12 protein-coding genes are annotated in these 14,708 nt (G+C 64.0%); 4 read left to right on the plus strand and 8 right to left on the minus strand.

The genetic code is table 11. From position 1 onward, the window contains the following. Positions 1–29 precede the first annotated feature (29 nt). The 4 genes from AC3CBN_RS07330 to AC3CBN_RS07345 all read right to left on the minus strand — a co-directional run bounded on the left by AC3CBN_RS07330 (position 30) and on the right by AC3CBN_RS07345 (position 7,008). On the minus strand, positions 30–1,397 hold the full coding sequence (locus AC3CBN_RS07330; RefSeq protein WP_488636153.1) for a glutamate--cysteine ligase: 1,368 nt from the start codon (positions 1,395–1,397) through the stop codon (positions 30–32). A gap of 81 nt (positions 1,398–1,478) precedes the next feature. Beyond that, a complete protein-coding gene (locus tag AC3CBN_RS07335; RefSeq protein ID WP_488636154.1) occupies positions 1,479–2,867 on the minus strand; it encodes a sensor histidine kinase in 1,389 nt (462 codons plus the stop codon). A 254-nt stretch (positions 2,868–3,121) separates the two neighbouring features. Continuing rightward, on the minus strand, positions 3,122–3,787 hold the full coding sequence (locus AC3CBN_RS07340; RefSeq protein ID WP_488636155.1) for a response regulator: 666 nt from the start codon (positions 3,785–3,787) through the stop codon (positions 3,122–3,124). Positions 3,788–3,975: 188 nt separating this feature from the next. Further along, a complete protein-coding gene (locus tag AC3CBN_RS07345) occupies positions 3,976–7,008 on the minus strand; it encodes a TonB-dependent receptor (protein ID WP_488636156.1) in 3,033 nt (1,010 codons plus the stop codon). Here AC3CBN_RS07345 and AC3CBN_RS07350 point away from each other — a divergent pair, their 5' ends adjacent. Next, entirely contained in the window at positions 7,009–7,353 is a 345-nt protein-coding gene (locus tag AC3CBN_RS07350; RefSeq protein ID WP_488636157.1) for a hypothetical protein, read from the plus strand. A gap of 220 nt (positions 7,354–7,573) precedes the next feature. Here AC3CBN_RS07350 and grxD read toward each other — a convergent pair whose 3' ends face one another. From grxD to AC3CBN_RS07370, 4 genes are all read right to left on the minus strand, one after another. Next, positions 7,574–8,497, minus strand: coding sequence for a Grx4 family monothiol glutaredoxin (gene grxD / locus AC3CBN_RS07355; protein ID WP_488636158.1), 924 nt, complete (start codon positions 8,495–8,497; stop codon positions 7,574–7,576). 91 nt (positions 8,498–8,588) lie between these two features. After that, positions 8,589–9,446: a UDP-2,3-diacylglucosamine diphosphatase gene (locus AC3CBN_RS07360; protein WP_488636159.1), complete on the minus strand. Its 858-nt coding sequence runs from the start codon at positions 9,444–9,446 to the stop codon at positions 8,589–8,591. 258 nt (positions 9,447–9,704) lie between these two features. After that, positions 9,705–10,298, minus strand: a complete 594-nt coding sequence (locus tag AC3CBN_RS07365) for an SGNH/GDSL hydrolase family protein (protein ID WP_488636160.1) — start codon at positions 10,296–10,298, stop codon at positions 9,705–9,707. A 9-nt stretch (positions 10,299–10,307) separates the two neighbouring features. Beyond that, positions 10,308–11,549: an aminotransferase class I/II-fold pyridoxal phosphate-dependent enzyme gene (locus tag AC3CBN_RS07370; RefSeq protein ID WP_488636161.1), complete on the minus strand. Its 1,242-nt coding sequence runs from the start codon at positions 11,547–11,549 to the stop codon at positions 10,308–10,310. A 149-nt stretch (positions 11,550–11,698) separates the two neighbouring features. Between AC3CBN_RS07370 and rsgA the strand changes: the two genes are divergently transcribed. The 3 genes from rsgA to AC3CBN_RS07385 all read left to right on the plus strand — a co-directional run bounded on the left by rsgA (position 11,699) and on the right by AC3CBN_RS07385 (position 14,581). Further along, complete coding sequence (rsgA, locus tag AC3CBN_RS07375; protein WP_488636162.1) at positions 11,699–12,754, plus strand: ribosome small subunit-dependent GTPase A; 1,056 nt, start codon at positions 11,699–11,701, stop codon at positions 12,752–12,754. Positions 12,755–12,827: 73 nt separating this feature from the next. Further along, the gene (locus AC3CBN_RS07380; protein ID WP_488636163.1) at positions 12,828–13,310 is read left to right on the plus strand and encodes a hypothetical protein; all 483 of its coding nucleotides are present in this window, start codon (positions 12,828–12,830) and stop codon (positions 13,308–13,310) included. Next, positions 13,307–14,581 (plus strand): peptidase MATCAP family protein, encoded by a 1,275-nt coding sequence (locus AC3CBN_RS07385; protein WP_488636164.1) that lies wholly within the window; start codon positions 13,307–13,309, stop codon positions 14,579–14,581. The genes AC3CBN_RS07380 and AC3CBN_RS07385 overlap by 4 nt, the downstream gene beginning before the upstream one ends. Positions 14,582–14,708: the final 127 nt, after the last annotated feature.

Below are 14,708 nucleotides of genomic sequence, written 5' to 3' on the forward strand. Positions count from 1 at the left end.
TGTTTTTTAGTTGCGCATCCGGTCGCGGCTCAATAAGCAAACTCGCGGAACACCGGATCGACGCTGCCGTTCCACGGTCCGTTGAACAACTCCAGCTTTCGCTCGGCCGGTGTCTGGTTGCTCTCGACGATTTCGATCATCGGTTCGAGGAAGATGCTTTCATCTGCGCCGTTGTGATTGAGCCGGGCACGGCGCTTGAGGCCGTGCGCGGCGATCTTCAAGGTTTCGGCGGCCAGTTCGCGCACGCTGTGCTTGCGGAAGGGGAGCTTCAGCGCCTGCCGCGGTACGCCGTCACGCAGGGCGTGGCGCTCGGTGCGGGTGAAGTCCTTCACCAGATCCCAGGCCGCCTGCAGCGCATCGTCGTCGTAGAGCAACCCCACCCATAGGGCCGGCAGGGCACACAGGCGGTTCCACGGGCCGCCGTCGGCGCCGCGCATTTCCAGGTATTGCTTGAGGCGTACTTCCGGGAAGGCCGTGGTGAGGTGGTCGGCCCAATCCTTCATGGTGGCCCGCACACCAGGCACTGCCGGCAGTTCGCCGGCCATGAAGCGCTTGAAGTCCTGGCCAGACAGGTCGACGTAATGGCCGTTCTGGTAGCTGAAGTACATCGGCACGTCGAGCATGTAGTCGACATAGCGCTCGTAACTGAAGCCGTCTTCAAACACGAAGTCGAGCATGCCGGTGCGGTTGGGGTCGGTGTCTTCCCATACGTGCGAGCGATACGACAGATAGCCGTTTGGACGGCCATCCGTAAACGGCGAATCGGCGAATAGCGCAGTGGCGATCGGCTGCAGCGCGAGGCTGGTACGGAACTTGCGCACCATGTCCGCTTCGCTGGCGAAGTCGAGATTCACCTGCACGGTGCAGGTGCGCGTCATCATGTCCAGGCCGAGGTTGCCGACCTTGGGCATGTACTCGCGCATGATCTTGTAGCGGCCCTTGGGCATCCAGGGCATTTCGTCCCGGCGCCACTTGGGCTGGAAGCCCATGCCGAGGAAGCCGATGCCCATATCGTCTGCGATCGAGCGCACCTCGGTCAGGTGCTCATTGACCTCGCCGCAGGTCTGGTGGATCGACTCCAGTGGCGCACCCGACAGCTCCAGCTGGCCGGCCGGCTCCAGCGTGATGGAGGCCTTGTCGCGCGACAGTGCCACCGGGTTGTCGCCTTCGCGCGCGACCTCCCAGCCGTAGCGCGTGGCCAGGCTTTCCAACAACACGCGGATGCCGCGCTCACCCTCGAAGGTGGGTGGGCGCAGGGTGTCGGTGAGGAAGCCGAATTTCTCGTGCTCGGTGCCGATGCGCCAGGCATCGCGCGGCTTCTCCCCAGCCGCAAGGTAATCGGTGAGCTGCTGGCGGCTGCCGATCGGCGTGCTCTTGACGGCACTGGGTATGGACACGGGGGACTCCTGACATAGGCTGCCTCCACATTGGGGGTGGAGGGGGCAAATTCAAAGTGCCGTCCAGTGGCACTTGTGATTTCAGGCAGATGGGGGGAAGTCGATGCGCATGCGGGTACCCCGGCCGGTACTCCCGTCGAGAATGCTCAGTTGGGCATTATGGACCCGTGCCACCTCATCGACGATCGCCAGCCCCAGGCCGCAACCATCCACCTTGCCACCGGTGCCACGGTAGAAGCGTTCGCGCACCTTGCTGCGCTCCTCGGGCGGAATGCCGCTGCCGCTGTCGTCCACTTCGAGGTAGGTATGTCCGCCTTCGACGCCGCAACGGATGGTGACGTTGCCACCGGCTGGCGTATGGCGGATGGCATTGTCGATCAGGTTGACGAGCAGTTCGTGCAGCAGCCAGTACACGCCAGTGACCTGCGCGGGTTGGCTGTCCGCACCGAGATCGATGCCGCGGGCGATGGCGCGATCCAGCGAACTGTCGATCACTTCGCCAATCAGCCTGGGCAATTCGATCGAGGCGAAATGGCTGGCGCGATGGGCGGAAGGTTCGGCGCGGGCCAGCGTCAACAGCTGGTTGGCAGTGTGAGCCAGCCGATCCACGCCGCCGTGCAGCAGGGCAATGCGTTCCTGTAGCGGTCCGCCAGTGGTTTCGCGGCTGAGCACTTCGAGCTGCGCCTTGAGGCCGGTCAGCGGCGTGCGCAGCTGGTGGGCGGCGTTGGCCATGAAATGTTGCTGTGAAAGTACCGAGTCGCGCACCCGGCCGAGCAAGGTGTTGAGCGATTCCACCAGTGGCAACACTTCGGTGGGCACCTGCTCGGTGGGAAGCTTCGCCAGCGCCTGCGGTGGTCGACGCGCGATCTGCCGGCTCAGACGCTGCAACGGGCGCAGGGCGACGCGGATGCCGACGAGGGCAATGATGAACACCGCCAGCATCTGAATCGTGTCGTTGATGAGAAAGGCCACGTCCAGGCGATGCACCGCCCGGTCACGCCGCACTGGTGTCTCTGCCACGGTGACGATGATGGGCTCGCCCGTTTCGGTCGTGCGGTAGCTGGCGAGGCGGAAGGCCTCGTCGCGATAGGTGACGTTGGTGTAGCTGAAGCCGTCGTCTGATTGGCTGTCGGGAGCCAGCGGCAAGTCGGGCGTGCCGGCCACGGTGCGTCCATCAGGCAGGCTGACGCGATAGTAGAAGTGCTCGTCGGCCATCGCGCGCAAGGGCGGCGGCGGATGTTGCGGCAACGCCACTTGCGGCAGGCCATCCGGTCCGGGGTGGATGCGCGCCACGATCGCCAGCGTCGAACGCGATAGCGAATGGTCGAACGCGTTATGGATCGGGCTGACGATGACGTGATGGTCGACCGCGACGCCCGCAATCAACAGAAGCAACAGCGGCACCAGCAGGTAGCTCAGCAGTCGTCCATGGACGCTGCCGGGGCGCTTGGGACGCGCTGACCTATTCAATAGGGGTGTCACCGATCCTGTCTGCCCGCAGCTGTGTGTTGCGACGGCGAAGGCAGGCTGGCTGCCTGTCAAGGCGGCGCGGCGCGCAGCTGCGAGCAGACAGAATCGGCCCTCCGGGTGATGTCCAGAAAGCCCGCATGCCGCGGTGCGCGGCTTGCCCAGGCAGCCAGCCTGCGCTGCGCCACGCCCCACAATCTGCGAGCTTTCTGGACATCATGCGACCCCTATTGAATGGGTCAGTGCATCCCATGCTCCTAGCCATCTTCGAGGCGGTAGCCCAGGCCGCGGATGCCGCGCACGGTAGCCGAGCCACCCAGCTTGCTGCGCAGGCGCGAGACATGAACTTCGATGGCATTGCCCGAAATGTCTTCGCTCCAGCCGGTAATGGCCTGCGTGAGACGTTCCTTGCTCACCACGCGTCCGCTGTGGTGCGCCAGGCACTCCAGGATGGACCATTCGCGACGAGTCAGTTCCAGCACCTCGCCGGCCGCGTTGAGTGCACGGCGGCCGGCCAGGTCGATGCGCAACCCGCCGATCACAATCTCGTTGGCTGCGGCTGCCGTGGCGCGGCGGATCAGTGCGCGGCATCGTGCAGCCAGTTCTGGCAGCGCGAACGGTTTCACCAGGTAATCGTCCGCGCCGAGGTCGAGCGCGTTGATGCGGTCGTCCAACCCGTCCCGTGCGGTGACGATCAGCAAGGGCAGCGAGCTGCCACTGCGGCGCAGGCGGCGCACCAGGGAGAGCCCGTCCTCGCCAGGCAGGCCGAGATCGACGATCGCCAGGTCGTAATGACTATCGCCCAGCCGTGCCGACACCGATTCGGCGTCGGGCACCGCGTCCACGACATAGCCTGAACCGACCAGCCCACGGCTGATGGCGTCCGATACGAGGGAATCGTCTTCGACAAGCAGGATACGCATAGGAGACACGGTTTGGACGATCCCGACATGCTAACAGGGGGCCATGCCCGTTTGCCGTCGCCAACCTTTCCAGCGACCTATTGCCCCAAAAAAGAGGGCCGCCGGGAGCACCGGCGGCCAAAGTTCGGGAAGACACCCCAAGCATTCTGCCCAGACTCGTCGGGCAGCCACCTGGAGCTTTGTCTCAGTTACAGCGAGAAGTCGTAGCGCGCGCCGAGGCGAACGTAGCGCGGATCCTGGAACGAACGGGCCCGCAGGAAGTTCACGTTGGGGGCGCCCGCGGACGTCTCGCCGGTTTCGTAGTACTGCGTTACATGCTGAGAACCGAGCAGGTTGAAGATGTCTGCCGTCAGCGTGACCTGGTGATTGAAGAGTGCCGGGCGCCAGGCGGTGCTGACGTTAATCGTGTAGGTCCACGGTGTGCGACCCTCCGAACCGCGCGGCGCCGGCTGGCCGTTGCACCAGAAGTAGTTGGCGCCATAGCCATACGGATCGCCACCGGCCGACAGCGGACGCGTGCCGAGGCAGCTGATCGGCGTGCCGGAGGCGATGCGGGTCACCGTGGAGAAGCTCCATTCCTCCGTCGGCTTGTACGTACCGAGCAGGCGCAGCTGGTGCGTCTGGTCGTTTGCCAGCGGACCGTTGGTGTTCTCCATGATTTCCGGGAAGTCCCAGCTCTCGGTGGTGGACACGTCCGCCTGCACGATGTCCGAATCCAGCTGCCCCTCCGAGTTGCCGTAGCTGCGCGAGAAGGTGTACTCGACGCGGCCGTACCACTTCTCGTTGAACTGGTGTTCGGCGTACATATCAAACATGTAGTAGTCGCGCTTGGGCTTCTGGAAGCCCATTTCCGCGGCCGTAAGGGGCACGCTCAGGTACTGGCCCGACGTCGGCGACAACAGGAAAGTGTTGGCGCGGCCCGGGTTGAACAGCCAGCAACCCGTACTGTGCGCGATACCTGCGGCGACCTGATCGCTCAGGCCATTGGCATCACCCCATGCTTGCAGCGGCCGTGAATCGCAATCGTCGTCGATCAGGCTGCGCAGGCTGCGATACATCGCCTTGGCGCCCACGGTCCAGTCTTCGGTCAGCTGCTTGTCGAAGCCCAGGATGTATTCGTCCTGGTAGTACGAGTGCAGCTGCTGGGCGGATACGGTCTTGCCATCCGGCGGGACGCCATTGGCACCGTTGAGGTAGTACACGCCCGAGGCCGGGGTGTTGGTGAGGCCCGTCGGCAGGCCGGTGGTCGGGTCGATGCCGGAGAAGGCAAAGTACTGCGACGGATAGGTGGACGGACCCGCACCGCGCACGGCGACCGAGGTGGGCAGGCCCAGGTGATAGCGGCCGGCGTTGGCATAGACCTTCAGCGTGCTGTCGCCATACACGTCCCAGGTGGCGCCGAGGCGTGGATCAAGCTGATGGCGCGACTTGGCGTAAGACACGCCGATACCGTTGTAGTTGGTGAACTGCTCGTTGCGCAGGCCGATGGAGGCGTGCCACCGATCGCTGATCTGCCAGTTGTCTTCGACGAACTCCGAACGCTGGGCGGTGCGAGCGGACGTGCCGGTGCTCAGGCCCGTTTGTTCGACGTAATAGCCGTTCGGGTACTGCGCCGGGTTGAACTGCGCCGGGTCGAGGCCGAGGTTGATCAGGCGCTGCTGAATCACCTGGCCATTGCCCACGTCGTTATAAAAGTAGGAAGCCCCACCCACGGGCGCGCTACCCCAGGTGGCGCGCAGCTGGTAGTTGTCCATGCCGGCGCGAATGTCGTGGTCGCCCAGGCGATATTCGAGATTGAGGCTCCAGCCGGTGGTGCTGTCCTTGGAGCCGGGTGCGAGCACCGTGGTGGAGCCCACCGTGCAGCCCGACTGCGGGTTGTTGGCGAACTCGGTGCGGTTGTCGGTGATCGGCGGGCAGGCCACGCCGCCCGCACCGTTCACCGTCTGCACGTGCGGCGAATCGCTCCTGCCGTACATGGCGTTCACGGTGAAATTGTCGGTGATATAGCCGGTGTAATGGCCGATGTAGACGTTGCCGCCCGGCGTGCCGTTGGTCTGGGTGCCGTTGTAATTTTTCGTGTACTGCGTGCCGAGGAAGTCGGTGCGGCCCACGCCGTAGGTGTAACCGTAGATCGTCGAGTTGGTCTGCTCGGTGTCGCCGATACCGGTGAACTCAAGGATGTGGTTGTCGGTGATGTTCCAGTCGACCTTGGTCAGCCAGCGGGTGGTCTTGTTGTGATCGTGCTCGTCGTCGTTGCTGCCGATCGGGCCGGTGTAGTAGCCGTTGTGGAAGATGGCATCGGCTGCAGCAAAGAAGAACACTTTGTCCTTCACCAGCGCGCCGCCGATCGAGCCGGAGTACTGGATGCCCTGGCTGTCACGCAGGCTGTAGGCGTTACCGATCTGGTAGAGCGAGCCGTTCGTGCGATAGACGTTGCGCGGGTCCTGAGCGAGGTCGCTGGGCGTGTACAGCACCTGCACGTCACCCTTCCATTCGTTGGTGCCGTGCTTGGTCACCACGTTGATCACGCCACCGGTGGAGCGGCCGTACTCGGCGCCATAGCCGCCGATCAGCACCTGCTCCTGGTCGATAGCGTCATACGGCAGCTGGCGCGAGCTCACGCCGGTGAGCGGATTGGTAACCGAGAAACCGTTGATGTAGTACGCGTTCTCCGATGCCGACGAGCCACCGAAGGAAAGCGCGTTGCCGTAGCCGCGAGCGGCCTGAATCGTGCCCGGCGCAAGCAGTGCAACCGAACTGATCGACGTGCGATCGATCGGCAGCTTGGACAGCTGGTCGGCGTTGATCACCGTGCGCGAGTCGACGGAGGACACGTCGATGGCGGGCAGGGCATTGCCTACCACCTGCACCGCGGCGAGGTTCTGCGCGTTCTGTGCGGCTGCGGCAGCGAAGGACACCTCGGTGCCCTGGCTGATCTGCGTCTGCACGTGATCGCGCGAGCTGACCGTCGCACCGTTCTTCTGCAGCGACACCTTGTACTCGCCGATGGGCAGCGAGCTGGCGCGATAGCGGCCGCTGGCATCGACGGTCATTTCGCGCTTGAGGCCAGTGCCGGTGTTTTCGATCTGTACCGTGCTGCCCGGTTCCGCACTACCGAAGATCACGCCGGTGGCGTTGCTCTGGGCCAGTGCGGCGCCGCTGCCGACGCTGAGCGCCAGTCCGATCGCGAACGCGATCTTGCGGTGATTCGGGACTCGCATATGTTTCTTCAACTGCATTACCCACCCTCCGTTGAGCGGCAAGCACGGCTGATCGCCGCGGCTCCCCTGAAAGTGCAGCGTGAAAGGCTGCAAGCGTTTTTTTGGCCAAAAAATCCCGCACCACCGCGCTTTCGCGCAGGTAGTGGTGATGTCAGCCTTCGTATTGCTCCCCAGCGTCACGAGATCGCGCTCAAGGCGTCGTATCGCGTCGCGTCATCGACGTTACGTGTAGCGGAAACGTTACACAACGGTGATGAAACGGTCTTTTGGACTCGTAAAAACTTGCAGTTCCATGCGAACTACGGCTTCGCATTCAGTACGGTTATTGCTAGGAAAAAATCCTAGCCGTTACAGAGAATTGAGCCATCGCAAAAGAATGCTTACGGCATCTTGTCGTCTTATTCGCATGAACATGCGACGCATCCGTCATGAATACGCGGCATATATCGTCATGACGATCATTTTTATGAATGAATGCTGAATTTCACGCGGCGTTGACGTAAACGAAAAAGCGCCCACAGGGTGGGCGCTCTTGAGATCGATTAAAAAAACGAATGCTTTTTTTTCAGTAACGCGGCACGGACGTATCGATCTCGCTGGCCCATGCATCCATGCCGCCCTCGACGTTGTAGACCTTGGTGAAGCCGTGCGCGGCGAAGCGCTCTGCCACGCCGCGGCTGGAGACGCCGTGGTGGCAGATGAAGGCGATTGGCGCGTCCTTGGGCAAGGCGGCGAGGGTGTCGTATCCCTCTTCTTCCAGTATACGAGCCTGTGGCAGCGGGGCAGCCTGGGCACGACCGTGTGCTGGGCGCACGTCCACCAAGGTGATGTCGCCGGCGGCCAGGCGGGCCTTCAGTTCGTGCACGGTGAGCGAGCCGATCTCCTGCGCGCCCGGAAACTTCAGGCTCAGGCCTTCGCCCTGCACGGTGGAAACCCAGTCGATCACGATGCCCTTGGCGCGCTGGGCGCTGCCCGGGTCGAAATGCACTTCGATGCCGTTGGCGGTCACCACGATGTCGTGGTCGCTTGGCTGCGCCAGCTGGAAACCGGCGCTATGGTCCGGGCCGATTTCCAGATGCAACGCCAGACCCTGCGTATTCGTGATGCCCTGGCGGATTGCCTCGGCGGCCCTGTCGGTGATGGTGATCTCAGGCGGCGTGCGATCCGGCGCTGCCGCGCCAAACAGCTGGTGCAACTCACCGCTGGCGTACATCTGGCGAATGATGTCGGCACCGCCAACCAGCTCACCGCCCACATAAAGCTGCGGAATGGTCGGCCAGTCGCCGTAGGCCTTGATGCCCTCGCGAATTTCCGGATCTTCCAGCACGTTCACCGTGTGGTAGTCCGGCAGCAGCTCGTTCAGCGTGTTGGTGGCGGCAGCGGAGAAGCCGCACATCGGCTGGTTCCGGGTGCCCTTCATGAACAGCACCACGCGGTGGCTCTGCAGCAGGGATTCGATACGTTCGCGGGTGGGGCTGTCGAGGGACATGGAAAACTCCGGCAAAGAGGGCAAATTGTAGCCCCCTTGATATGCCGCCGCCCGCCGAAGCTTCAAGGTGCGGCGGTGGGTGCCAGGCGGATCACGCGGCCGGCCGTAGCTCGCCCAGATCCAGCCGACTGCGCGTGAGCGGTGCCAGCGCCAGGGCGGCGGCCGGTGAGGGCAGCACCAGCTCGCGGCTGGCGCGACCCAGCGGGGCGTGTTGTTCGCTCCAGTGGACCAGCTCCATCGCGCCGGTGTGGTCCTCCACCAGCGCCGTGCAGTGCTCCACCCAGTCGCCGTCATTGAGATAGAGCACGCCGCCCATCTCGCGCACGTGGCCGAAATGGATATGGCCGCAAATGTGGCCATCGAAGCCGCGTTCGCGGGCGTCGTTGGCCACGCGCTCTTCGTAGGCACGGATATAGGCCAGCGCCTTGCCGATATGCGATTTCACGATGATCGACAGCGGCAGGTAGGGCAGTTCCAGGCGGCGGCGCATCGCGTGGACCCGGCGGTTGGTCCAGCAGATGAAGCGATGCATCACTTCCCCCAGGTGCACCATCCATGTGCGCCCGACGTGCTCCGGATCAAATTCGTCGCCATGGCTGACGCGGTAGCGACGCCCGTCCGCGCCTTCGTGCACGGCGTCCAGCGCGATCTTCACGCCACCAAAACTCTGACCGGACAACCCGCGCACTGGGGCGTCGTGGTTGCCGGGGATGTAGGTAACCTCCACGCCACGACGTGCCATATCCAGCACCTCGGCGATCACCGCACCGTGGTCGGCATGCCACCAGGTGCGACGCGCGAGCGCCTCCATGTCGATGATGTCGCCAACCAGGTACAACTTCTCGCAACGCAGTTTGCGCAGGAAGTCGAGCAGATAGCTGGCCTTGCAATCCGGCGTACCCAGATGCACGTCGGAAATAAAGGCACTGCGGCAGTGAAAGGTCGCCATGAGCAGTCTCTCCCGGTGGTCACCGGGATGCCAGAATGCCCGCGCTACGTCACCGCACGATGGCGGAATGGTTGCAATGCGGTTGCGGTCCGTGGGCCGGCGAATCCCTTGTAGGAGCGCACCCAGTGCGCGACCGCAGTGTTTCGTCGTCACCGCTCCGCTGGCTGTCTCGCGGTCCATCCTTGGCCCTCGCCCTTCGAGCAGCTGGCGCTGTGCAAACCGGCCATCCTGCCGGATGGTCGCGCACTGGGTGCGCTCCTACAAAAGGGCGGCCCGTGCGGCGGGCAGGGTTGCTTGCATCCACATCGCGTATTGCGCTGCCGATGGATGCAGGCCGTCATCGGCCAGCAGCTCAGGGTGCTGGCGCGAGATGCCGGTGATATCCACCCAGTACGCACCAACCCGCCGGGATTCGTCACTGGCGATGGCGTTATAGATGTCCAACTCGTTGGCGATGTGCGTCCTGTCGCGGCCACTGTTCAGCGCGAACGGGGTGGTGCTCCAGTCGGGTATCGACAGCACCACGACGTGCGCGGAGCGTTGTCCAGCCAGCGCGACGGAGCGTTCCAGCATGCGCCGGAACTCATCGCGATAGTCCTCGGCACCGCGTCCGCGATACTGGTTGTTCACGCCAATCAACAGGCTGACCAGGTCGTAGGGTGGATCGAACACCGTACTATCCATGGCGGCGGATAGCTCGTCGGTCGTCCAGCCGGTGGTGGCGACGATGGTCGGATCGTCCAGCGCCACGCCTTCGCGGCGCAACCGATCAGCCAGCTGCATGGGCCAGCGCCCGGCTTCGGGCACGCCCTCACCGATCGAATACGAATCGCCCAGTGCGAGATAACGCACGCGCCGCACTCAGGCGACGGCGACGCGAGGTTTCTGCGCCGCAGCCATGCCAGCCAGCACGCGCTCGATACGCTCGAACACCTCGCGGATCTGATCCGGCTGCGGCAGCAAGGTCAGGCGCAGGTGGCGACTATGCGGCACGTTGAAGCTGCTGCCCGGCACCACCAGCACCGACTCTTCTTCCAGCAGCCGCAAGGCGAAGGCGTTGTCGTCGAATTCGGCCACGCGGTCGGCGCGCACGCGCGGAAACGCGTACAGCGCGCCGGAAGGCGACACGATGTCAAGGAACTGGCTGGCGGCAACGCCTTCCAGCACGGCGCGACGGGCTTCGTGCAGGCGGCCGCCGGGCGCGGTCAGTGCGCTGATGGTCGGCGCACTCTGCAGCGCGGGGCGCACCGCCCACTGTGCGGTGACATTCGCGCACAGTCGCAACGCAGCCAGCAATTGCAGCGCATCGCGGTAGTCGGCGGTGCGCGACGGGTCGCCGGAAAGGCTCATCCAGCCCACGCGGTAGCCGCAGGCACGATGCACCTTGCTCAGGCCGCCGAAGGTCACGCAAGGCAGGTCGCCGGCCACCGCGGCCAGCGGCTGGAACGGCGTGTCGTCGTAGAGAATCTCGTCGTAGATCTCGTCGCTGAGAAGCAGCAGGCGATGCTTCGCCGCAATGGCGACGATGCGCTCCAGCAACTCGCGCGGATACACGGCGCCTGTCGGATTGTTCGGGTTGATCAGCACCAGCGCACGCGTGCGCGCCGTCACCAGCGACTCGATTTCGTCCGGATCGGGCAGATGGCCATGTTCGGCCAGGCAGCGGTAGTAGCGAGGCTTGCCGTCGTTGAGGATGGTGGCCGCGCTCCAGAGCGGGTAGTCGGGGCTAGGCAGCAGCACCTCGTCGCCCGGCTGCAGCAAGGCGCGCAGGCTGAGATCGATCAGTTCGCTGACGCCATTGCCGACAAAGATGCGCTCAACTTCCACGCCCTTCGCGTCACGATGACGCTGTTGCGCGACGATGGCCTCGCGAGCTTCTTCCAGACCCTGCTCGTGACCGTAGGCTTCGCTGTCCTGCAAGTGTCGCCCAATGGCCTCGCGCAGGTGCGCCGGGGTTTCGAAGCCGTAGCGGCCCGGGTTGCCGATGTTGAGCTTGATGATCGGCAGGCCAGCAGCCTCCAGCTCGCGCGATCGCCGAGTGAGTGCGCCACGAATTTCGTAGCGCACATCCGCCAGGTGCGCACTGGGTTTGATCGAGGCCAACGCGAGCGTCCTTTGATTCTTCGTTGTCGCCGGCGTATGCCGCCGGGGTGTGACTGCATGCTAACAGCGTAGGGATGCCAGTGGGGCCCAAAAAAGGGCTGAAAAAGGGCGCTCTGACGGCCTTCTTGCGGGCAGGGCATAATCCGCGCATGACGAATGCCCAGATCATCGAACGACTGCGCAGAATCGGTTGGCGCGGCGACACGTTACCCCCAGAAGGCCGGCAGCTGGCCCGCGTGGTGGCGCAGCATCGTGCGGGCTATGAACTGCACGATGGCGAACACCTGTTCGGTGCCCAGCCGGCGGGCCATTTCCTCAAGCGCAGCCTGGATCCCGCGGACCGGCCCTCAGTGGGCGATTTCGTGGAGATCGAGGACGGCAAGCCGCCGCATATCGTGGCGGTGCAGTCGCGCCGCACGGTGCTGTCGCGTGCGGCGGCCGGCGAGCGCTACGAGCGTCAGATCATCGCCACCAACATCGACTATGTGCTGGTGCTCACCGGCCTGGACGGTGACTTCAATCCGGCCCGCATCGAGCGCTATCTCTCGCTGACCGAAGGCTCTGGCGCGCAGCCGGTGGTGTTGCTGAGCAAGCTCGACACTCGCCAGGATGCGCAAGAACTGCTGGCTGCGTTGCGCGAGCGATTGCCACAGGGCACCCCGATTCATGCGATCAACGGCAAGGATCCAGGCAGCATCGCGATGCTGCTGCCCTACCTGCAGCTCGGCGACAGCGCGGTGCTGGTGGGTTCGTCCGGTGCGGGCAAGTCCACGCTCACCAACACGCTGCTGGGCACTGAGAGAATGGCTACCAGGGAGGTGCGCGACCACGATAGTCGCGGCCGCCACACCACGACACACCGCGCCCTGTTGCAGTTGCCCAGCGGCGGCTGCCTGATCGACACGCCGGGTATGCGTGAGCTCAAGCTCACCGGGGAAGAGAACCTCGACCTGTTCGCCGATATCGACGAGCTTGCCGCGCAATGTCGCTTCGCTGACTGCGGCCATGGCAGCGAGCCGGGTTGCGCGGTGCAGGCTGCACTCGATAGCGGTGATTTGTCCGCCGAGCGCTGGCGCAATTACTTGAAGCTGCGCGACGAGCGCGAGGAGCAGGCCACCACGCTTGAGGCGAAATTGCGCCGGCAGCGCGGCGGCCGCCCCGTGGTCCGGCCGCATGGACATCGCAATTCGCGCGATCGCGAATAATTGACCGCCGCAGTTTTGCGGCGGAGCGGCCGGAAAGCACTACTATCGGGGCACCATGGCCCGGGGTGCAGGCATGCAGCGGCTTTCGTCGCCTTCCACGTTTATCTACAAGCGGGTTTTTCCCGTGTTCTGGTTTGGCCTCCTGGCGATCTTCCTCGTCATGTGGATCGGCATTGGCGCGACCACCGCACATCGGCCGGCGCTGTGGCCTTCCATGGTGACGCCGGTGCTCATGGCCGTGATCGGCTTCGTGCTGTTCAAGCGCCTGCTCTTCGACCTGGTCGACGAGGTCTGGCTGGACGGCGACCAGCTTGTGGTGAAGAACCGCGGCGAGCAGTCGCGCATTGATCTGGCCAACGTCATCAACGTCAACGCTTCCACCATGACCAACCCGCCGCGCATCACTTTGATGCTGCGTACCGAATCCTCTCGCCTGGGCAAGACCATAAGCTTCATGCCAGCCCGTCCGCGGGGCTTTCTTAGCGCGTTCAAGCCCAATCCCATCGCTACCGACCTGATTGAGCGCATCGATACGCTGCGCCGGAGGCCGGCATGAGCGTCGTCAGCGCCAGCCTCAGTCCCGAACTGCAGCGTTACGCAGATCTCGACCAGCGCCTGCTGGCGGCGGTGAGGGGCATTCGAATTCTTTCCACGGTGGCGTGGCCGGCGTCGCTGGAAGATCGCATGATCACCGCCTACGCCAAGGGGCAGTTCACGCTGCCGGAGGTGAGCTATCAGACGCCGGACTTTTCCGACGAGCGGGCGGAACTTGCGGCGATTGAACGGGAAGCCGGTTACGACGATCCGCTGGGTGAGTATTTGTGCCGCACGGCGGAGTCCTGGCGTATCGCGGCCGAAATGCTGGAAGCGGTGGGTACCAAAAACGTCACCGCTCCGTCGATCGTGCTCTACGGTCGGCCTGGCGACGTAATTCCCGGTAGCGACCGCAGCAATCTCGACGCAGCGCGCTATTTCGTGGAGCTTTCCGACGAGCTGGGCTCGGACCTTATCGCCGATGACATCAGCGTGAACATTTCCGCCGACGACTTGCGCGCTGATCTGAGCAAGACGCTGCACGCCTTCTTTGGCGAAGAGCTCATCTCGGTAGAAGTGGATCCGGAACTGACCGCCAAGGCTGCCGCCGGCGCCACACGCATCCGCCTGCGCGGCGGCACCAGCTTCAGCGAATACGACCGCCACCAGCTGCTGGCGCACGAAGCGCTGGTGCATTCGCTTACCGCACTCAATGGCCGCGCACAGCCGCTGCTCGCTTCGCTGGGGCGCACCTCGCCGCGCGTTACAGCCACGCAGGAAGGCCTGGCCGTGTTTGCGGAGCTGATGTCCGGTGCTATCGACATTTCGCGTTTGAAACGCATCAGCTTGCGTATCCTGGCCATCGACATGGCGCTCAATGGCGCGGACTTCGTCGAGGTCTACCAGTTCTTCAGCAATTGCGGGCAGAGTCCGGCCGACAGTTTCCATTCCGCGCAGCGCGTGTTTCGTGGCGTGCCACTGACCGGCGGCGCGGCGTTCGCCAAGGACAACGTGTACCTGTCAGGCCTGCTCACCGTGCACACGTTCTTTCGCTGGGCACTCAAGCAGCGGCGCATGGATATGCTGCGGCACCTGTTCGCGGGCAAGCTGGCGCTGCATGACGTAATCAGCTTGCAGTCACATTTCGAATCCGGTGCGATCGCGCCGCCGAGGTGGCTGCCGCCTTGGATGGAACACGTGCACGGTCTGGCGGGAAAACTGGCGTTTTCACTGTTCGTCAACCGCATTCACATGGGCAAGGTACAGGCGGAGACGCTGTCGCTGAGCCTTTAGAAACCGTTCCGCCATGCATGTGCGCCCCGTTTTTCGGCCGGATGACAAGCGCCATACGTGACCGGATCGCTGCATTGCTCCATGGGGTATCGCCAGCCGGGTGATACCATCAGCGCTTGCCGTTTTC

Source organism: Dyella sp. OK584 (genome assembly GCF_057787755.1).